This is a genomic window from Streptomyces sp. MCA2 (assembly GCF_023544705.1).
In the GTDB taxonomy this organism is placed as follows: Bacteria; Actinomycetota; Actinomycetes; order Streptomycetales; family Streptomycetaceae; genus Streptomyces; species Streptomyces decoyicus.
Genome location: NZ_JAMJFM010000009.1, coordinates 119,301 through 138,814 on the forward strand (window position 1 = coordinate 119,301; position 19,514 = coordinate 138,814).

The 19,514-nt window shown below is 70.7% G+C and carries 23 protein-coding genes; 16 read left to right on the forward strand and 7 right to left on the reverse strand.

The genetic code is table 11. From position 1 onward, the window contains the following. The first annotated feature begins 45 nt into the window (after positions 1-45). The 3 genes from M8I34_RS09895 to M8I34_RS09905 are packed head-to-tail and all read left to right on the forward strand — an operon-like array spanning position 46 to position 2,661. Entirely contained in the window at positions 46-1,497 is a 1,452-nt protein-coding gene (locus tag M8I34_RS09895) for a zinc ribbon domain-containing protein (protein WP_250048982.1), read from the forward strand. Between the two features lie 26 nt (positions 1,498-1,523). Further along, positions 1,524-1,895, forward strand: a complete 372-nt coding sequence (locus tag M8I34_RS09900; RefSeq protein ID WP_250048984.1) for a hypothetical protein — start codon at positions 1,524-1,526, stop codon at positions 1,893-1,895. Positions 1,896-1,953: 58 nt separating this feature from the next. Continuing rightward, entirely contained in the window at positions 1,954-2,661 is a 708-nt protein-coding gene (locus M8I34_RS09905) for a hypothetical protein (RefSeq protein WP_250048986.1), read from the forward strand. Between the two features lie 22 nt (positions 2,662-2,683). Here M8I34_RS09905 and M8I34_RS09910 read toward each other — a convergent pair whose 3' ends face one another. Beyond that, a complete protein-coding gene (locus M8I34_RS09910; RefSeq protein WP_250048988.1) occupies positions 2,684-4,201 on the reverse strand; it encodes a glutamate synthase subunit beta in 1,518 nt (505 codons plus the stop codon). Positions 4,202-4,473: 272 nt separating this feature from the next. On the opposite strand from M8I34_RS09910, the gene M8I34_RS09915 reads away from it, so the two are divergent. The 12 genes from M8I34_RS09915 to M8I34_RS09970 all read left to right on the forward strand — a co-directional run bounded on the left by M8I34_RS09915 (position 4,474) and on the right by M8I34_RS09970 (position 12,667). Continuing rightward, complete coding sequence (locus M8I34_RS09915; RefSeq protein ID WP_250049126.1) at positions 4,474-5,568, forward strand: PP2C family protein-serine/threonine phosphatase; 1,095 nt, start codon at positions 4,474-4,476, stop codon at positions 5,566-5,568. Positions 5,569-5,865: 297 nt separating this feature from the next. Continuing rightward, a complete protein-coding gene (locus tag M8I34_RS09920) occupies positions 5,866-6,321 on the forward strand; it encodes an SRPBCC family protein (RefSeq protein WP_250048989.1) in 456 nt (151 codons plus the stop codon). 72 nt (positions 6,322-6,393) lie between these two features. Then, positions 6,394-8,031 carry an NAD(P)/FAD-dependent oxidoreductase gene (locus tag M8I34_RS09925; protein ID WP_250048991.1) on the forward strand — a complete coding sequence of 546 codons (1,638 nt, stop codon included), beginning with the start codon at positions 6,394-6,396 and terminating at the stop codon, positions 8,029-8,031. A 395-nt stretch (positions 8,032-8,426) separates the two neighbouring features. Next, positions 8,427-8,849 carry a gas vesicle protein gene (locus tag M8I34_RS09930; RefSeq protein ID WP_250048998.1) on the forward strand — a complete coding sequence of 141 codons (423 nt, stop codon included), beginning with the start codon at positions 8,427-8,429 and terminating at the stop codon, positions 8,847-8,849. Positions 8,850-8,935: 86 nt separating this feature from the next. Further along, the gene (locus M8I34_RS09935) at positions 8,936-9,382 is read left to right on the forward strand and encodes a gas vesicle structural protein GvpA (protein ID WP_250049004.1); all 447 of its coding nucleotides are present in this window, start codon (positions 8,936-8,938) and stop codon (positions 9,380-9,382) included. Positions 9,383-9,385: 3 nt separating this feature from the next. After that, positions 9,386-10,099, forward strand: coding sequence for a GvpL/GvpF family gas vesicle protein (locus tag M8I34_RS09940; protein ID WP_250049005.1), 714 nt, complete (start codon positions 9,386-9,388; stop codon positions 10,097-10,099). Positions 10,100-10,110: 11 nt separating this feature from the next. Then, positions 10,111-10,362: a gas vesicle protein GvpG gene (locus tag M8I34_RS09945; RefSeq protein WP_250049007.1), complete on the forward strand. Its 252-nt coding sequence runs from the start codon at positions 10,111-10,113 to the stop codon at positions 10,360-10,362. A gap of 87 nt (positions 10,363-10,449) precedes the next feature. Next, positions 10,450-11,022, forward strand: a complete 573-nt coding sequence (locus M8I34_RS09950; RefSeq protein WP_374210883.1) for a gas vesicle protein — start codon at positions 10,450-10,452, stop codon at positions 11,020-11,022. After that, positions 11,019-11,834, forward strand: coding sequence for a GvpL/GvpF family gas vesicle protein (locus M8I34_RS09955; RefSeq protein WP_250049008.1), 816 nt, complete (start codon positions 11,019-11,021; stop codon positions 11,832-11,834). Before M8I34_RS09950 ends, M8I34_RS09955 begins: the two co-directional genes overlap by 4 nt. After that, positions 11,831-12,079 carry a gas vesicle protein gene (locus M8I34_RS09960; protein WP_030986578.1) on the forward strand — a complete coding sequence of 83 codons (249 nt, stop codon included), beginning with the start codon at positions 11,831-11,833 and terminating at the stop codon, positions 12,077-12,079. Before M8I34_RS09955 ends, M8I34_RS09960 begins: the two co-directional genes overlap by 4 nt. Then, positions 12,069-12,476, forward strand: coding sequence for a gas vesicle protein K (locus tag M8I34_RS09965; protein WP_250049010.1), 408 nt, complete (start codon positions 12,069-12,071; stop codon positions 12,474-12,476). The genes M8I34_RS09960 and M8I34_RS09965 overlap by 11 nt, the downstream gene beginning before the upstream one ends. Positions 12,477-12,493: 17 nt before the next feature. Next, positions 12,494-12,667 carry a CsbD family protein gene (locus M8I34_RS09970; RefSeq protein ID WP_078889484.1) on the forward strand — a complete coding sequence of 58 codons (174 nt, stop codon included), beginning with the start codon at positions 12,494-12,496 and terminating at the stop codon, positions 12,665-12,667. Between the two features lie 75 nt (positions 12,668-12,742). On the opposite strand, the gene M8I34_RS09975 is transcribed toward M8I34_RS09970, so the two are convergent. The 5 genes from M8I34_RS09975 to M8I34_RS09995 form a co-directional block, all read right to left on the reverse strand. Next, positions 12,743-13,279: a Dps family protein gene (locus tag M8I34_RS09975; RefSeq protein WP_250049130.1), complete on the reverse strand. Its 537-nt coding sequence runs from the start codon at positions 13,277-13,279 to the stop codon at positions 12,743-12,745. A 178-nt stretch (positions 13,280-13,457) separates the two neighbouring features. Continuing rightward, on the reverse strand, positions 13,458-14,426 hold the full coding sequence (locus M8I34_RS09980) for an SDR family oxidoreductase (RefSeq protein ID WP_250049011.1): 969 nt from the start codon (positions 14,424-14,426) through the stop codon (positions 13,458-13,460). Between the two features lie 51 nt (positions 14,427-14,477). After that, on the reverse strand, positions 14,478-15,407 hold the full coding sequence (locus M8I34_RS09985) for a Rieske (2Fe-2S) protein (protein ID WP_250049013.1): 930 nt from the start codon (positions 15,405-15,407) through the stop codon (positions 14,478-14,480). Then, complete coding sequence (locus tag M8I34_RS09990; RefSeq protein WP_250049014.1) at positions 15,404-16,405, reverse strand: SRPBCC family protein; 1,002 nt, start codon at positions 16,403-16,405, stop codon at positions 15,404-15,406. Before M8I34_RS09990 ends, M8I34_RS09985 begins: the two co-directional genes overlap by 4 nt. A 6-nt stretch (positions 16,406-16,411) precedes the next feature. After that, complete coding sequence (locus M8I34_RS09995) at positions 16,412-17,296, reverse strand: histone protein (RefSeq protein WP_250049015.1); 885 nt, start codon at positions 17,294-17,296, stop codon at positions 16,412-16,414. A gap of 372 nt (positions 17,297-17,668) precedes the next feature. Between M8I34_RS09995 and M8I34_RS10000 the strand changes: the two genes are divergently transcribed. After that, positions 17,669-19,189, forward strand: a complete 1,521-nt coding sequence (locus M8I34_RS10000; protein WP_250049017.1) for an alpha/beta hydrolase — start codon at positions 17,669-17,671, stop codon at positions 19,187-19,189. A gap of 44 nt (positions 19,190-19,233) precedes the next feature. On the opposite strand, the gene M8I34_RS10005 is transcribed toward M8I34_RS10000, so the two are convergent. Further along, complete coding sequence (locus M8I34_RS10005) at positions 19,234-19,461, reverse strand: DUF6458 family protein (protein ID WP_030079717.1); 228 nt, start codon at positions 19,459-19,461, stop codon at positions 19,234-19,236. Between the last annotated feature and the right edge of the window lie 53 nt (positions 19,462-19,514).

The following is a 19,514-nucleotide window of genomic DNA, read 5'->3' on the forward strand; positions in this document are numbered from 1 at the left end:
GCGACGTGGGCCGAGCCGCTCGGCCACTCGCCGTCTGCGCCGACCGTGTCCACGGCGCCCGTCACCGTAAGTGCCGCCGATCGCCGCACCGCTGTGCCGCGTTGGGGTGAGGGCCGGGACCTGACCAGGTACCTCTGCGCGGCCGCCTACCTGGATCGCGAATACGCCAGGTCGCTCATCAAACAGGTGGCCGCCCAGCCCCACTTGGGTGTGGCGGCGGCCCCGGCGTGCGACGTCCCCGTGGTGCTCCGGCACGCCTACCTGGCCAACGCCCGCCGCCACAGCCGGGATCTGGTGCTCACCGTCCTCTTCCTGCTGGCGTTCGTCTTCGCCTTCTGGGTCGGCCACCCCGGGATCACCCTGCTGGTGCTGTTCCTCTCCTGGGTGACCGTGTTCTCCTTCGAGCTCTCGACCAAGTACGGCCGTCATCTGCAAAGCCTCCGTCCGGACCGGTTCGACCCCGCGGCCGCGCCGCTGCCGCTCAATGCGGATGTCGCGGCGCGCCTGCGCCAGATCGGCGCATACGCCGACGGCAACGTCACCGCCTACAGCGGCTATTCGCCGTTCATCGGGTACGGGTCCGCACTCGACTCATGGTCTCTGACCTTCGATGTGACGACATCGAGCAGTCCGGGGGTCACGCCGCAGGACTTCGACGTGACGGACCTCTACACCCACATTGCCGAGCGGGTCGGCACCCTGGTGCTGCCCTGTCTGGAGATCGAGGAGCGGCTCTTCGTCGACGGCTCGGGCCTCCTGGAGGACACCCGCTTCCTGCCGGACCCGCTCGGCCGGCCCGTCGCCCGGATTCCCTTCGCACAGATGGATGCGCTGAAACGGACGCCGGAGGAGGGCGCCCGCCCCTATCTGGCCGTCCACTCCACGGGCTGGGGCGGAGAGTTGGTCACCTCGCTCTTCCTGCGCTTCATCCGTTCGGAATCCAACCTCTTCGTGGAAGCCGTCCCGACGGTGCTGTTCCCCCTGCTCGACCGCTACCGGGTCATCGACACCCTCATGCCCCGCCCGCCTCTGCGCGAGCTCGTCACGCTGTTCTCGCAGACGCTGATCAGCACCGTCTTCGTGCTGGTGGCCTCGCCCGTGCGCGCGATCGCGGGCTTTGCCCCCGACTACGGGATGACCTGGCGGGTGCGCCGTCAGGACAAGTTGATCACCAGGCTGCGCAGGTTCGACTACGGGGCGCGGCAGAGCGTGCGCCGGCAGGCGGCGGACAAGAAGCACCACCGCTATTTCCAGAAGGCCGACAGCGGCATGGTCCTGAAGACCGTCGAAAAGCGGGTCCTGGACGCGCTCGTCGAGTTCGCCCAGGCACGTGACATCGACGTGGGCGATCTGGTCCAGCGTCAGGAGACGATCATCAACAACGGCATCATCGCGGCCCACGGGGCCAGGGTGGATTCCAGCTCGGTCGCCTCCGGCGAGAGGTCCCGGATCTCGATGAGAGTGCTCAACAAGATCCCGCTGCTGAACACGGACTGATAACCGAGAAGGGATGAGGAACCGGAATGCAGAGGAACAACGGAATCACCGCGACCGGCGGTTCGAACGTCGTCGGCAACGCCGTCGCCAGCGGGAGGAACGCGCAGGCCGAGGTCAGGGACAGCGGGCTGACCCAGTCCGACGGCGGCCGGCAGCAATCGCCCCAGGAGATCGGCGAGCTGCTCTCCCGGCTGATCGACGAGCTCGGCCGGTCCGGGCACCCCGAGCGCGCCGACCTGATCGAGGCCGCGGAGGACGCCCGCGAGGAGCTCGCCTCGGAGACACCGCGCAAGGGCAAGCTCAAGCTGTTCGCCAGGGCGCTGGTGGGCGCCGTGCCGGGATTCACCGCGCTGGCCTCCCTGGCGGTGGCGATCGAAGAGGCCGTCCGGGGGCTGTAACCGGGCCGAGGAGAAGGCCGGGTGCGAGAGACATAAGGGATGGCGGGGGGAGATGACCATGCCGGTCTGTATTCACTGTGGCGCGCGCTTCGAGGATTCCGCCGCGGTCTCCTGTACGGGCTGCGGAATGCCGCGACAGCGCGGCGTGCCCGAGGGCACCGGTCAGCCCCACGGGGCCACCGGGTACGGCTACGTCCGCGTGGGGTCCACCATCCTCCCGCAGTGGCTGCTGTGGGTGATGGCGGCGCTGCTCGCCGGTGGCGGGGTGACGGCCTATGCCCTCGCCTCGTCCTCCGGGTCCTCCGAGCCGTCGTACGAGGCGGTCGGCGGCGACCCGTCGACCACCCCGACGCCGAGCTGGGACCTGGCTTCCGGGCCGCCCACCGACGTCGCCACGGCGCCACCGACCGATATCGGGTCCGTGCCGCCGACCGACGATCTCTCCCCCGAGACGTCGGACCCCTCGCCGTCTCCCGACGACGCGAGCGCGATCGTCGGGGAGTTCTACCGGGACATCAACAACCGGGATTTCAGCGCGGCTTGGGACCTCGGCGGCAGGAACATCGGCGGCAAGTCCTACTCGGCGTGGGTGGCGGGCTACGACACGACGGCGAGCATCGAACTGAGCGCGGTGAACGCCGACAGCGCCGGGCAGGTCAGCGCCGTCGTCCACGCGACGCAGAGCGACGGATCGGTGAAGCTGTACCAGGGGACCTACACGGTGTCCGGCGGCGAGATCGTCAGCGCCGACATCTCCGAGCGGTGACTCCGCGGGCCGCCCCTGCGCCTCATGCCACCAGGGGCCGGTCCCGGGGACCGATCGGGGCGGGCAGCGCGGTGGAACCGGTCAGATAGCGGTCCGTGGCCGCCGCGGTGGCCCGTCCCTCCGCGATGGCCCACACCACGAGGGACTGGCCGCGCCCCGCGTCGCCCGTGACGAAGACTCCGTCCTGCCAGGTGCGCAGTGCCTGCCTGCCCCGCTCGGCCGGCGCCACCGTCACGGCCGCGAAGCCGGCGTCCCGGGCGAAGTTCCCCCGCTCGTCCAGCGTGAGCCCGAGCTGCTGCATCAGACCGGTGCCCCGTTCGGGACCGGAGAAGCCGAGAGCGAGCAGAACCAGCTCCGCCGGGATCACCCGCTCGGTGTCCGGCCGTGGCCTCCTGGCCGTGGGCTCCACCTCCGTCAGACACAGCGCGCGCACCTGGCCGGCCGCGCTCCCTTCGAAGTGGAGGGTGGCGGAGGAGAAGAGCCTCGGATCCGTGCCCTCCCGGCCCCGGGCCTCTTCATGGGCATGGGAGATCCGGTAGACCTTCGGATAGACGGGCCAGGGCTCGGCGTCCTGCCGGTCGTCGCCCGGCTCCGGGTTGATGTCCAGCTGCACCACGGAGGCCGCGCCCTGGCGCAGGGCGGTGCCCAGGCAGTCCGAGCCGGTGTCACCGCCACCGACGATCACCACGTGCTTGCCCTCGGCGGTGACGGCGGGCGCGGCGTAGTCGCCCTCCACGACCCGGTTGGCGAGGGGCAGGTAGTCCATGGCCTGATGGATGCCGTGCAGTTCGCGGCCGGGGACCGAAAGCTCCCGCTGCTCGGTGGCACCGACGGCGATGACCATCGCGTCGTAACGCCTTCTGAGCTCGGCTGCGTCGAGATCACCGCCGACGTCCACGCCCGTGCGGAACTTGGTGCCCTCCGCCCGCATCTGCTCGATGCGGCGGTCCAGACGCCGTTTGTCCATCTTGAACGCGGGGATGCCGTAGCGCAGCAGCCCGCCGATGCGGTCGGCGCGTTCGTAGACGGCGACGGTGTGGCCGGTACGGGTGAGCTGTTGCGCCGCCGCCAGCCCCGCGGGCCCCGAGCCGATGACGGCGACGGTCTTCCCGCTGAGCCGCTGCGGCGGGTGCGGTGACGCATACCCGCGCTCCCAGATCTGGTCGGCGATGGCCTGCTCGACGTTCTTGATCGTCACCGGATCGGCGTTGAGGGCCAGCACACAGGCGGCCTCGCACGGTGCCGGGCAGAGCTGCCCGGTGAACTCGGGGAAGTTGTTCGTCGCGTGCAGCCGCTCGGCCGCGGCCCGCCAGTCGCCCCGTGCCGCGTAGGCGTTCCACTCGGGAATGAGGTTCCCCAGCGGACAGCCGTTGTGGCAGAACGGTATGCCGCAGTCCATACAGCGGTCGGCCTGCTCGGACACCAGCGGCAGCAGCGTCTGCCCCTCGTAGACCTCGTGCCAGTCGTTCAGCCGTTCCTCGACAGGGCGGGCCGGGACCGGCCGGCGGGGGAACTTGAGAAAGCCGTGAGGATCGGTCATACGCCGCCTCCATCGCTCACTCGCGGCGCACTACGGCGGTCCTGGTCAGCCTACGCCTGCTCGGTGCGGCTTTCATCGGCCGGCGGACTCACGGTGGGGGCTGTGGTGCCGGTGGAGCGGTGGGCGGATCCGGCCCACAGGGCGTATATGTGAATCCAGTGGGACGTGCCCGCGGGGAGGGTGAGGCCCACCATGCGGTGACTCCGTTCCCTTCCGCGTCGCGAGGGCGGCCCGGCAGCAGGAGAGGCACGGTGAAGATCTTGCGGCCCAGGCTGGCGAGGGTGTCGTGGGTGCTCGCGGCGCTGGCCCTGCTGGCCGGTGTCCTGCTGAATCTCTTCGCGCCCCAGCCGTACATGGGACTTCCGCTGCTGGCAGCCGCACCGTTGGTGGCCGGCGCCATGCTCTCCTTCCGCTCCGCGCTCATCGTCGTGTGTGTCACCTGCGTGGTGTCCGTGGCGCTGGATCTCGAGCGTGGACGTCCGCCGACGCCGCTGTATGTCGACCTGGCCGTGGTCGGCCTGATCGGCGTGCTGGCGCTCGCGGTCAACCGGCTCCTGGTCCGGCAAGGGCGTGACCTGGCGCTCGCCAGGAACATCGCGGAGGCGGTCCAGCGGGCGGTGCTCCCGGACCCACCGCGGGAGGTCGGGCCGCTGGCGGTGGCCGCCGGGTACATCGCGGCGCAGGCCGAGGCGCGGATCGGCGGGGATCTGTATGCGGTGCAGGAGACCCCGTTCGGGGTGCGAATGATCATCGGGGATGTGCGGGGCAAGGGCATGGGGGCCGTCGCCGCCGTGTCGGTCGCGATCGGTGCCTTCCGCCAGGAGGCCGAGTACGCCCCCACACTGGCCACCCTGGTCCAGCGGCTGGACGAGGCGCTGGCCAGGGAGGCGGCCCGGAGCGGCCCGGTGACCTCCACCGAGGGCTTCACCACCGCCGTGCTGGCTGAGGTCTCCGCCGACGGCGGGACCCTGAGTCTGGTCAACCGGGGGCATCCGCCGCCCTACCTGGTCCACGGCGGGAAGCTCGTACGGCTCGACCCGACCCTCCCGCAGCTGCCCCTCGGCATGGGACTGGGGGACCTCTCCCCGGCCGGCTCCGCGCCCGTCGATGTGGTGCGCTTGCCACCGGGCGCCTCGCTTCTGCTGGTCACCGACGGGGTCACCGAGGCCAGAGACGCTCAGGGGACCTTCTACGATCCCGCTTCCTCCCGCCGCATGGGCAGACGGTTCACCGAACCGGATGCCCTGCTGGAGGCCCTGACCAAGGACGTCGGCCGCTGGACCGGGGACGACTACCGGGACGACATGGCCATCCTGGCCGTCACCCGGCGTCGCCCGCCTTCGCGCTCGCTGCCCCGGGACGGGTAGCGCCCGGAGGTGGGCGCCGGCCATGACGATCACCGGCCATGACGTGCCTCAGCCACGGTGTGCGGCGGCCATGCCACGCACCCGGAACGGGCAACCGGGCTCAGTGGGAGGGGAGTTGGCCTCCGTGCCGGACGGAGGCGGCGCGGAGCGATGCGGCGGCCAGACGGAAGGAACACGCACCCCGGCACCCGGCGGAGTGTCGCCGCCCCCGCGCCGCCTCGGGAGGCCGAGCCCAGGGGCGCGCTCTACGCTGGTGGGGAAGCCCACGACCGACGCGCGGTGAGGCGGTGGAGGCGGGTGGCGGTACGGCACCAGCTGATCGAGCGGTCTCCCGAGGAGCTGTGGACGGTACTCGCCGACGGTTCCCGGTACCAGGACTGGGTGGTCGGCACCGCCGACTCGCGGCCCGTGGCCGGCAACTGGCCGGAGGTCGGCTCCATGATCGAGTACACCGTGCGGATGGGGCCCTGGGAACTCTGCGGCCACACCGTCGTACGCCGCAGCGACCCGCCACAGGAACTCGAACTCGAGGTGGACAGCGGCCGGCTGGGCACCGCCCGGGTCGCCATCGAGGTGCGGCGCTGGGGCCAGGATTCCCTGGTCATCGTCGATGAACACCCGCTGCGGGGCCCGGGCGGGCGACTGCACAACGCGGGCCTGGACGTCCTGCTGCAACTGCGCCATCGCAGCATGCTGAGCAGGCTGGCCGACGTGGCCGAGGAGGTCCCGCGCGGCGTGCGTACGGGCGCCTGACCGCCGCCCCGCCCGGAGGCCCGCCGACGCCACGGCCGGGTGCACGGGCGGCAGGGTGAACAGGAGGCAGCGATGCCGGACGCGGTGGTGATCGGTGCCGGACCCAACGGACTTGTCGCGGCGAACCTGCTGGCCGACGCCGGGTGGACGGTGGAGGTGCTGGAGGAACAGGACGAGCCGGGCGGCGCGGTGCGCAGCGACCGCGGGGTACACCCCGACTACGTCAATGACCTGTGCAGCTCCTTCTATCCGCTGGCCGCCGCCTCCCCGGTTCTCGCGGCCCTCGCCCTGCACGAACACGGCCTCGTCTGGAGCCATGCGCCACGGGTGCTGGCGCATCCGCTGACGGACGGCCGCTGTGCGCTGCTGGAGCGCGGCGTCGCCGGGACGGCGGCCGGACTGGAGGCCTTCGGTACCGGCGACGGCGCGGCATGGCAGCGGCTGTGCGCCCTCTGGGACCGGGTCGGCGGCGACCTCCTCGACGCCCTGTTCACCCCCTTCCCGCCGCTGCGTGCCACGGCCCGGCTCGCCGCGCGGGTACGCGGCGCCGGCGGGCTGCGGCTGGCGCGCATGCTGCTGCTGCCCGTACGGCGCCTGGGCGATGAGGAGTTCAGCGGCGAGGCGGGCCGGCTGCTGCTGGCGGGCAACGCCCTGCATGCCGACCTCGTCCCCGAGGCGGCGGGCAGCGGCGGCTTCGGCTGGCTGATGTCGATGCTCGGCCAGACCTACGGCTTTCCCGTACCGGTCGGCGGCGCCCAGACGCTCACCGCGGCCCTGGTGCGGCGTCTTCAGCGTCGCGGCGGTGTGCTGCGCTGCGGGGAGCGGGTCGACGAGATCGTCGTACGCTCCGGGCGCGCGGTGGCGGTGCGCACCGCGATCGGCGAGGTCGTACCGGCCCGCCGCGCCGTGCTGGCGGATGTGTCCGTGCCTGCCCTGTACGGCCGGCTGGTCGACGCCCGGCACCTGCCCGGCCGTGTCCTGGCCGACCTGCGGCGCTTCCAATGGGACTTCGCGACCTTCAAGGTGGACTGGGCGCTCGGCGGCCCGGTGCCGTGGACCGCTGGGGACGCGGCCACCGCGGGCACCGTGCATCTGGCCGACGGCAGGGACGAACTCACCCGCTTCGCCGCCCAGATCGCCACCGGCCGGGTGCCCGACCGGCCCTTCGCCCTGTTCGGCCAGATGACCACCGCGGACGCCACCCGCTCCCCGGCCGGCACCGAGTCGGCCTGGGCCTACACCCACGTACCCCACCGGATCCGGGGGGATGCGGGGGCGGACGGCCTCACCGGGTCCTGGAACCAGGGGGAGCAGGAAATGATGGCCGACCGGCTGGAGGCGCAGGTCGAGCGCTTCGCCCCGGGCTTCCGCTCCCGGATCAGGGCGCGCCGGATCCTCGCCCCGCCCACGCTGGAGGCGACGGACGCCAATCTGCGCGGCGGCGCCGTCAACGGCGGTACGGCCGCCCTCCACCAGGAGTTGGTGTTCCGTCCGCTGCCCGGCCTCGGTCGCCCGGAAACCCCGGTCACGGGCCTCTATCTGGCCTCGGCCGGGGCGCACCCGGGCGGCGGCGTGCACGGCGCCCCCGGCGCCAACGCGGCCCGCGCGGCACTGCGCGCCCGCTCGCCCAGCGGTGCCCTGAGCCGGGCGCAGCGGGTGCTGGGACGCCGTGAAGCGCAGGTGCGGGATCCGGCGGAACGGGCGTGGTGAGGGGGCCCGGTGCGGGCGTGGTGAGCGGGCCGGGTGCGGGCGTGCCGCGCTTCGTGTCGCGGGGTCGCTCTCTTCGTCAACTCGTCCTGTGCTGAGGTGAACAGATCCGGCTCCAGGCCGCCATGTCCCTCACCGCGGGTCGACGGCAGGTGACGGAAAGCGACGGCGAAAGCCGTACGAAAGCAAGGCGCGCCGTCTCTGGCGTGCCGTCCCTCCCGCGACAGTCCCGACGGTACGCCGCCGACCGGGCCGCGGCACTCGTTGCCGGGCCGCCGGTGCGGCTGTGACCAGGCCTGAACGGCTCAAGATGCGCTCAGCTCAGGCCGTATATCATGTAGTGGCGCCTCTTTGAAGTGGCGCGGGCAGCATGTCGCCTCCGATTCCGGAGAGAGAACATGGCCGCAGACGAAGAGGACGAGACCGGCGAAGTCCGGCGTCCGTCCAGTAAGAAGACCGCCAAGAAGACCGCCAAGAAGACCGCCAAGAAGACCGCCAAGAAGACCAGCAGCGTTCGGGCCGGCAGCCGCGAGAGCGAAAGCGAAACGGAGCGCGCGGCCCGCCGCGTTTCGGCCCCGCGTGCGATGCGGTACGCGGCCGAGCAGCTCAAGGAGCTGTTGGGCCGGGCCCCCGACTCCGTCTCCTCGGTACAGCCGACGGAGAACGGCTGGCAGGCGGATGTCGAAGTCCTGGAGCTGGAACGGGTCCCCGGGACCACCAGCGTCATGGCGACCTACCGCGTGGTGCTGGACAAGGAGGGCGAACTGGTGGCGTACGAGCGCACCCGCCGCTACACCCGAGGCCAGATCGACCGGCGCTGAAGACTCGGGTTGCACGGCGGACCGTTCGCCAGGCGAACGACACGGCCACCCCGCACAGCCCGGGTGGGCCGGTGAAGGGAGGCACCGTGACTGTGGTGCCGCAAAGCGGAGGAGCCGTTGCCACCGGCGGCGGTGGGGGCTCCGGAAATCTCTACGACATCCTCGATCTGATTCTGGACCGCGGTCTGGTCATCGACGTATTCGTGCGTGTGTCGCTGGTGGGTATCGAAATCCTCAAGATCGATGCCCGCATCGTCGTGGCGAGCGTCGACACCTACCTGCGCTTCGCCGAGGCTTGTAACCGCCTCGACCTGGAAGAGGGACGCAAGGCGCCCTCCCAGCTGACCGACATCGTCGGCGAGGTCACCGAAGGCGGCTCGCACGGCAAGGCAAAAGGCGCCCTGTCCGGGGCCGCGGAAGCGGTGACCGACGCCCTCAAGGGCGGCGGCGAGGAGAACGAAGAGAGGCACAAGGAGCCCGCCGAGCGGCGCGAGCGGCCGGCTCGCCGGCCGGCCCGGCGCCGAAAGGAATGAGCGATGTCCGTCTACGTCTACTCCATTGTCGCGACCACCCATCCGCAAGGCCTGGAGGGCCTGGACGGTGTGGGGAAACCCCCGTCCACCCTGCGCACGGTACAGAGCAAGGAGCTCTCCGCCGTCGTCAGCGACGCTCCCGAGGAACTGCGTCCCAAACGCCGGGACCTCGCCGCCCACCAGGCCGTCCAGGAACGGCTGATGGCCGACGGCACGGTCCTGCCCCTCCAGTTCGGCTTCACGACCACCGACGACGAGGCCGTACGCGCCGTGTTGAAGGAGCGTGCGGAGGAATTCACCGAGCGGCTGGAGGCGCTGGAGGGCTGCGCCGAGTACCACCTGAAGGCGGCGCAGGACGAGGATGCGATGCTGCGGCAGATCCTTCAGGAGTCGGACGAGGCCCGCTCGCTCAACGACCAGATCAAAAGCGGCACCGGCAGTCCGGATCTGCCGATGGCCCTCGGTGAACTGGTCGCCCAGGAAGTGGAGGCACGGCAGCAACAGCTCGCCTCCGTGGTCCTCGACGCACTGCGCGGGTTCGCGCGGGAGGAGAGCGGGTCGCAGGCGACCGGGAACGACTTCCTGAGCGTGTCCTTCCTCGTGGAGCGGGACACCGAGAAGAGCTTCCTCGCCGCGGAACAGGATCTCGCCAAGGAGCTGGGGGAGGACTTCGACCTCCGGCTGCTCGGGCCACTGCCCGCTTACAGCTTCGTCTAGGGAGGCCTCCCATGGGTCTGTTGAGCCAACTTGCCACCCTTCCGCTGGCACCCGTGCGCGGCGTGGCCTGGGTCATGGAGCGCACCCTGGAGGCCGCGGAGAACGAGTACTACGACCCCGAACCCATCGAGCGGGAACTCGCCGAGCTGGAACGGGCGCTGCTGGCGGGCGACATCGATGAGGAGACGTTCGACCGGCGCGAGGACGCACTGCTGGACCGGCTGGACGAGATCAGGGCCCATGCGCAGGGCACCGACACCTGACCGCGGGGGCCGGCGCGGCGGCGGGGCGCGGTCACGCGCTCCCGGCGCCGCCCTGCCCGGATACCAGGGAAGGGAGGTGCGGAGGCCGTGAACGAACCCGTCGCCAGGAGGATGGGCGACTACCCGTCCCGGTCCGGCCCGTACAGCGGCCAGGGCTCCTCGGCCAACCTCGCCGACATCCTGGAACGGGTCCTGGACAAGGGCATCGTCATCGCGGGCGACATCCAGATCAACCTGCTGGACATCGAACTGCTCACCATCAAGCTGCGCCTGCTGATCGCCTCGGTCGACAAGGCGAAGGAGATGGGCATCGACTGGTGGGAGCACGATCCTTCGCTCTCCTCCCGCGCTTCCGAGGGGTCCCGCTCGCTCCGCGAGGAGAACAAGCGGCTGCGCGCCGAGATCGAGGCGCTGCGCGAGGGCGAGGAGCTGCCGTCGGCCGAGGACGAGGAGGAGGCCGAGGAGGCGGACGAGGAGGCGGACGAGGAGGACGAGGACGGGTATGAGGAAGCGGACGAGGAGGCGGAAGAGGAGGAGGAAGCCCGTCCCGCCGCGACCCGCCGCCCCTCACGCACCTCACGCGCCTCACGCCCCGCACGTACGTCGCGCACCAAACGAGCCGAGCCCGGCCCCCGTAGGAAGCGACGGGACGAATCATGACCGAGGCCATCACCTACGCCTATGCCGTCGCGCAGGACGCCGAGGGCTCCCTGGAGGAGGCGCTGTCCGGTCTGCCGGGAGTCGCGGACGGGCCGGTGCATCTGGTGCGCGCGGGACACCGCGGCGAGGTGGTGGTCGCCGTGAGCCCGGTGCCCGAGCGGGACTTCGAAGAGAACGCCCTGCGCGCGCACCTGGAAGACCTGGACTGGCTGGAGTCGGTGGCCCGTGCCCACCACCGGGTGATCGAGGCGCTGGCCGCCCGTACCACCGTCCTGCCGCTCCGACTGGCGACGGTGTATCTCGACGACGAACGGGTGCGGCAGATGCTCGATGCCCGTCAAGAGGCCTTCGCCGAGCGGCTGTCCGACCTGGCCGCCCACACGGAGTGGGGCGTCAAGATCTATGTCGAGGCGCCCGCGGCCACCGACAGACCGGCCGAGCCACCCGCCGACGCGGACCTCAGCCCCGGCCGGGCCTACCTCAGCCACCGCAAAGCGCAGCGGCACGCCCGTGACGACGCCTACCGGGAAGCCGAACAGGTCGCCCAGCGCGTCGAGACCGCGGCCCGCAGCTATGCGGTCGACCGGGTCCAGCACCGCGTGCAGCAGGGCGAACTCGCCCGCGGGCCGGGCGAGAACGTCATCAACGACGCCTATCTCGTGCCGCTGGAGTACGGCGAGAGCTTCCGCGCCGAGGTGCTGCGGACCGCCGAAGCGCTGCCCGGGGTACGCGTCGAGGTCACCGGGCCCTGGGCCCCGTACTCCTTCGCCACGCCCCCCGAAGCCGAACCGCTGAAGCGAGCCGCCCCGTGAGGCCGGCGAGCGGGCAGCCGGCACGGGCGGACGAGCCCCTGCCGGACCGGCAGATCGCGCTGATCGATCTGCTGGACCGGTTGCTCAGCGGTGGCGTGGTCCTCACCGGTGATGTGGTGCTCTCCATCGCCGACATCGACCTGGTACGCATCTCCCTGCGTGCGCTGATCGTCTCCATCAGCGAAAAGAACCCCTCCCCGTGGCACGCCACCGCACCCCTGGGCCGGGACGACGATGACCGCTGACGAGCCGCGGCCCGGCAACCGCTTCGACGATGTCGCCGACGCGGCCGCCCGCGCCTTCCGTCTGCTGCCCGCGGCACCGCAGGACGTCCCGTACCCGGCCGGTGCGGAGCCGCGTCCTGCGGCGCACCGGGTCAGCACCGATCCCGACACGGTGGAGCGGGACCTGATCAAACTCGTCCTCACCCTCGTCGAGCTGCTGCGCCAGCTGATGGAACGCCAGGCGCTGCAACGGGTCGACGCCGGAGACCTCACCGAGGAACAGGAGGAGCGCCTCGGAGCGACGCTGATGATTCTCCACGACCGCATGGTCGAACTCTGCGCTCAATACGACCTTTCGATGCAGGACCTGAATTTGGATCTCGGTCCGCTCGGGACGCTGCTGCCACCCGCGGAATGACCCCGAAGGAGCACGATATGAGCATCGGGAAGAAGACCAGGAACATCGGCCATATCGTCGAGGGAAAGGCCAAGGAAACGACGGGGAGGGCCCTCGGCAACAAAGGCCTGCAACGGAGAGGAAAAGCGGAACAGGCCCTGGGCAAAATGCGGCAGGCGGTGGAAAAGGGCAAGGACACCTTCCGGCACTGACCGGCGCGGCCCCGCCGACGCACAAGGTGCGCCGGCGGGGCCGGGTCCTTGGGGCGCGGTGCGCTCCGGTGCGGCTCAGGGCTGCCGGCGCGCCTGGTCGACGGCGGCGCGGCCGGCCGCGGACTCCCCGTCGGCGGAGCCGGTGCTGAGCTTGCCTCCGGCGCTCTCCAGATGCGCCCGGACGAACCACTGGAACAGTTCCAGCGACCGCAGATGCTCGATCAGCAGGTCCTGGGTCACCGGATCGGTTCCCTCGGTGGCGGCCACCGCCGCTCGATGGTCCTCGATGATCCCCGAGTAGACGACGTCCAGCGCACCCAGGTGCTCGATCGCCTGCGCCCGTCCGACGGAGTAGTCCTCCCAGGTCCGCTCGGCGGCCAGGGCGCCCGGCGTGCCCGTCGGGGAGCCGCCGAGCGTCGCGATGCGTTCCGCGGTGGCGTCGACCATGGAGCGGACGGCCTCGACCTGCGGGTCGAGCATTTCGTGGACGGCGATGAAGTGCGGCCCCACGACGTTCCAGTGCACATGTTTGAGGGTGAGGGCCAGATCATTGAGCGCATGCAGCCGCAGCCGCAGAGATTCGATGACCTTTCCTCCTTCGGCCTCGGTCATGCCGGGCACGGTGTACTGGGGGGAATTGCTCGCGGCCACGATGAAATCTCCTTTCACCACTGTCAGCTCTTCCTGTGGTGAAAAGCCGCGTGCCCGGCAACTTGCCCCGGAAACACGCACCCACCCGTGGATTTTCGTCCGCCCCGCAGGCCGGCTTTCCGAAGGGTGAGGGAGGCCCTCAGCGCTGGTTGAAGCGGTCGGCCGCCCGTTCGTTGAGGACGCCGAGCACCCGCCGCAGCCGCCGGGCCGGGGGCTGCTCCGCGGCCTCGACCGTCGAGCCGTCGACGGTTCCGCGGGCGCCGTCGCGGGGCAGCACCCGCGCGAACGCCGACACCAGCCGGGTGGTGGTCACCGGCGCCAGCCCGTGCGCCCTGGCGCCGAGCCTCGCCGCCGGCGTCAGCACGATGCGCGGACGCCGCCGTTGGAGTGCGGAGACGATACGGTCCGCCGCCCGCTCGGCGCTCATCGACAGCACCGGCGCCCCGGCCAGCGCCGAGAACCATGCGTACTCCCGGCGCCGGTCCCCGCCGAAGAGGGCATGCAGATGTGACCCGGTGCGCATCAGGCCGGGGTGGACGGCGGTCACGCTGACGCCGTGCGGGCCCTCCTCCGCGCGCAGCCCCTCGGCCAGCGCGGCCACCGCCGACTTGGCGCAGGAGTACGGCAGCAGATGCGGCACCGCGAGCAGTCCCCCGACGGACCCGATGAGCACCAGCCTGCCGCCGGCCGGGCTGCGCCGGAGGTGGGGGAGCGCGGCGAGCGCGGTGTTCAGGGCTCCGTTGAAGACGGAGTCCATCGCCTCCTGGAAGCCGTCTGGGCCGAGGGCGTCCGCCGGGCCGACCTGGATGATGCCGGCGTTGGCGATGACGATGTCCAGCCCGTCACGGTCCCTGGCGATCTCCGCGAGACGGTCCTGCACCGCGGCCCTGTCCCGCACATCGCACACCACACCGCGCACCGTGCCGCCGCGCCACTGGGCCAGCCTGCCGACGGCCCTGGCCAGCTCGGCGTCGTCCCGGGCCAGCAGAACGACATCACAGCCGTGCCGCAGCAGTTCACGGGCCAGCAGCAGCCCGAGTCCCCGCGAGCCGCCGGTGACGACAGCGGTGAGCCCTTCGATCGAGGGAGCGGCCGGAAGCACACGCATGACGATCCCTTCGCTTGGGCGCCGGTCGGCCGCCGAGCGACCGCGAGGGGCTCAGCCGGCGCCGGGCAGCCGTACCTCGACGCTGCCCGCACCATCCACCCGCACCTGGAAGGACGGCTGGGGAGCGGTGGCCGGGCCACGGACGTTCGCGCCGTCCGACAGCCGGAAGACACTGCCGTGCCAGGGGCACTCCACACAGCCGTCGGCGATCGTGCCCTCCGTCAGGGGCCCCGACAGATGGCTGCACCGCCCGGCGAGGACCTGGACGGACCCGCCCGCCTGCCGGACCACCAGCAACGGGACCTCGCCCAGCTCCCGGCGCACCGCCTCGCCGACCGGGAAGTCCTCGACCCTGCCCACGGGATGCCAGCCCTCGTCCAGCAGATGGGGCACCGGCTCCGACTTGTTGGCGCCGGCCGCCTGCCGGTAGGCGAGGTGCCCGCCGAGCATGGCCCCGGTGCCGGCCGCGCACAGCCCCGCGAACCCGAGCATCTTGCCGCGCGCCGTACGGCCGCGGCCACGATGCACCCAGGACCGCGCGTACAGCCCGACGGCCACGGCGATCGACACCGCGTGCACCAGGCCGGTACGCATCTGGTCGTCGTGCTGCTCGGCCCAGTCCACCCAGCCCGCCAGCGCCGCCGGTACGGCCGTGAGGACGCCCACCCCCACCAGGAGGCGGGCGCCGCGCCGGGTCCCGGGGACGACGTCGAGCACCGCGGCGGACAGCCAGGCACCCATCGGCACCTGCACCAGGGCCGGGTGCAGCGGATGGCCGATCGGCAGGCCGTGCAGCACATCGCGGAAGCGCCCCAGGGGAAGCCCGCGCACCACCCGCTGCACCGGGCCGATCAGCGCATCCAGCTTCTCCAGACGGCCCAGCGCGTCGAGGGACGACAACAGGGCTTCCTCGGCACGGGCGAAGGCCCCTTGCGCGATGCCGCTGCCCGGGGCGAGCCCCGCGCATTCCGCCTCACTCATTCCTCTTCCTCCTCTTCTTCTTCTTCCTCCTCGTCCTCGTCGCCCTCTTCGCCGCCCTCGTCTTCCTCGTCCTCGTCCCAGTCTTCTTCTTCCTCGCCCTCCTTGGCCTCGGCGCCTGCCTCGTCCTCGTCGTACTCCTCGTCTTCCTCGCCGTCGTAGTCCTCGGCCTCTTCGTCCTGTTCGGCCTCTTCCTCCTCGATGGCTTCTTCGTGGGTCCGTACGACCTCGCCGTCGCGGATCTCACCGCGCCAGCCCTCGGGCTCTTCGCCGGTGAGGGTGACGTAGCGCTGGAAGTGCTTGAAGTCCAGGCGCAGTCGGCGTCCCTGGACCCGCCAGACATTTCCGGTCTTCTCGAAGAATCCCGAGGCGTAGTACTCGACGACCAGCACGATGCGGGTCAGATTCGGCGCCAGTTCATGGAAACTGACGGCACCGCGGGTCGATCCCTTGGCACCTTCGGACGTCCAGATGATGCGTTCGTCCGGCACCTGCTCCTGGACGGTCGCTTTCCATCCCCTGGTGGACGGACCGACCTTGGCCTTCCAGTCACTGGAAATCTCATCCTGCATCGACACACTGCGTACGCCTTTGGTGAAGCTGCTGAACTTCTCGTACTGCGTCCAGTGGTCGTAGGCGGTGCGCAGGGGCACTCCGATGTCGAGGACCTCGATGATGTTGGTGACCTTCTTGTCCCCCGATTTGCGCTTCTTGCCGCCGCCGAAGAATTCCTTGGCCTTCCCCACCACGCTGTCCTTGACGTTCTCCGCCGTCCCCTTGACGGCGGCCTTGACGGGGGAGTCGCCACCGAGGAGATTTCCCGCGATCTTGGACAGCGATCCGCCGTTCTCGGCGACATCGGTGAGCTGGCCGGTCACATCCATGAGTTTGTCCCCGGCCCGTTCGGCCAGGTTCCCGACCCACTTCGTCGCATAGTCCCCGAGCTCGCCACGCAGTCGATCGAGTCCCGAGTCCGCTGTGTCCTGTCCCGTCTTGGCCATGACCGGTTACCTCCGGCGCTCGGTGCGCGATGATGTCTTCTTGGCGCTCTTCTTCGCAGCGGGGGCTGCCTTCTTGCCTGAAGCGGTCTTCTTCGCAGGAGCCTTCTTGGCGGCCTTTCCGGCCGTCTTCTTGGCCGCGGTCTTCTTCGCGGCGGTCTTCTTTGCCGCGCTCTTCTTGGCCGGGGCCGCCTTCTTGGCAGCGGCCTTTCCGGCCGCCTTTGTGGCCGGGGCTTCCTTGGCGGTCTTCGTCGCCGCCGTCTTCTTCGCCGCGGTCTTCTTGGCGGCGGTCTTCTTCGCGGGTGCTGTCTTCTTCGCGGCCGCCCGTCCCGCAGCGGCCTTCTTCCCGGTGGCCTTCTTCCCGGCGGACTTCGCGGGCTTCTCCACCGGCTCTTCTTCCTCTTCCTCTTCCTCCTCCTCAGGCTCCTCCTCTTCGTCGTACTCGTCCTCGTACTCGTCTTCGGGCCCTTCTTCCTCCTCTTCCTCTTCTTCTTCCGGCTCCTCGTCCTCGTCGTACGCGTACTCGCCCTCTTCCTCCTCCTCGGGTTCTTCTTCCTCCTCTTCCTCCTCGTCGAGCCCGATGCCGTCGAGCTTGAGGGACCGGTCGTGGAGGGTGTCGGCGAGCGTCGTCAGACGGCGGTTGGCGGCCGTCGTCACGGCCTTCCGGCCGGCGTCCATCACTTCCCCGCGCAGCTGTTCACCCAGCTCCGCGACCTGGGGGATCTCGCTGAGCTTGCGCACCCCCTGGGCCACGAGCTGGCGCGGTTCAAGTCCGAATTGACGCCCGGCGATATACGACGCCACGGTGAGCGCGAATCGGCCCTTCTTCGTACGGCCCAGCACATAGCCGCCGGCAAGGGCGGCGGCCAGCAGGACCTTGTTTGCGTCATTCATGGGTGCGTCACCTTTTCCCGGACATGCAGCCGATCGGCGTCTGTGCAGGGGCCGCCATCCGGCGGCGCAGTTGTGCCCTATCTCCAGAGTGGGCGGTGTCTCGACCCGCGCATCTTGAGCGGGACGAAGCGCCCCGTACGGTCACCCTGTGGAAGCGGTCGGTCCTGTTGCGTGACGGGGTGACACGGGGCGCGTCCCGAACGGAAACAGGCGGTGACGCCATCCGGGACCGGCAGCGGTAGCGGCCGCGGCAGGTGTGCGGGAGCCGTGCAACGGCCCTAGGCTCGAAACATGCCGGGAACACGCCGTGCACCGTCTCGTGTGGGAGTAGGGGGAGCGCGGTGTGTTCGCCGGCACAGGGCGCCCGCGGCCGTGGTGGCTGTGGTGGCGCTGCTCGGCACGTTCGCCGGAACTCCGGGCGCGGCGGCGGTCGATGACCCCGATCTGACGTCCTTCCAGCAGCAGACGCTGGCCTGGGAACCCTGCGGTGAGGACCTTCAGAACGGCGCGCAGAGCGGAGGCGCCGGGCAGCCGGCCGGCTTCCGGAAACGGCTGGAGTGCGCGCGGCTGGAGGTGCCGCGGGACTACGGCGACCCCGGACGCAGCACGATGCAGGTCCAGCTGATCCGGCTGAAGGCGACCGGTCCCGGCAAACGGCTCGGCTCGCTGGTGCTCAACCCCGGCGGACCGGGTGCTTCCGGCGTCAACTACCTGATCGACAGCGGGAGCGCCTTCGCGCGGCTGGGGCAGCGCTACGACATCGTCAGCTTCGATCCGCGCGGCACCGGCCACACCGAACCGGTCTCCTGCGGCAGCAGGCTCGCCCCGCCGCCCGGCAACGGCGCCGACAGTCTCGCCGCGAAGGAGAAGCGCATCAACGAGGCCTGCGGACGCTACTCCGGTGGGCTGCTGAAGTGGGTCGGGACCCCCGATGTCGCCCGGGACATGGACGTCCTGCGCGCCGCGGTCCGCGACGACAAGCTCAACTATCTGGGGTTCTCGTACGGCACCAAGCTCGGCGCCGTCTACGCCCATGAGTTCCCCCACAAGGTCGGCCGGATGGTCCTGGACAGCGTCGAGGACCCGACCAAGAACGCCTGGCAGACCGCGCTGTCCCAGGCCCGGGGCTTCCAGCGGGCGCTGGACGAATTCTCGGCCGGCTGTGTCCGTGTCGCGGGCTGCCCGCTGGGCACCGACACGACCAAGGCGGAGGAGCAACTGCGTCGCTGGTACCAGGAGTTGAGCGACCGTCCGATGAAGGTGAACGGGGAGACGGTGGACGAGACCACCTATGTGTACGCGTTGCGGGAGGCCCTGTACAGCAGGAGCGTCTGGCCGACGCTGCGTACGGCCCTGGAGCAGCTGCGGCGCGGCGACGGCTCCGGGATCCTGCGCCTGAGCGACGCGGGTGGCAGCAGCGCCGCTCGCGTCGGCGGCGTCCCGGCGAGGCCGGTCGGCCGGGACGAGCTACCGCCGCAGGATCAGCTGGCCCTCCGGGCGATCTCCTGCCGGGACACCTCGGAACGCTATGGCGAAGACGATTTCCCCCGGGCGGAGCGCGAACTCACGCAGGCTTCCCCGCTCTTCGGCCCGGACATCGCCCCGACCCTGCTGGACTGTCACGACTGGCCCGTTGCGGGCGACGACTCCTCCCGTGAGGTCGCGGCGCCCGACGCGCCGCCCCTTCTGCTCGTCGCGACCACCAACGACCCGGCGACCCCCTACGAGGGCGCCTTCAATATGGCCCGTGCGCTGGACAACTCCAGCGTCGTGCTGACCTTCCGCGGTGAGGGCCATGCCGCCTACACCACCGGCGACCCCTGCATACATCAGCATGTCGACGGCTTCCTGCTGGACGGCACCCTGCCCAAGCCTCATACCTCCTGCGGCTGACGGCCGGACCGCCGCGGGCCGAGGAAGGACTCGTACGTCCTCGACTACCTGTAGTAGCGGTTGTCCTCGACATCGACGACCGGGGCGCCGGGGGAGGGTGGCTGGGTACGCCGCCGCTTCAGGATGCTCACATAGGTGGCGAGACCGATGATGCCGACGAGCATCATGATGATTCCCACCAGGTCGACGTTGATCCCGGCAACATGCAAATCGACGGCGAAGGTAAGGATCGCCCCCACCGCGAGTAGACCGATGCACCCGCCAATACCCATCGTGTCAGCCTCCCTGACTCTCGGGGCGGTAACGCCCGTTGGAGGGTCGCGTA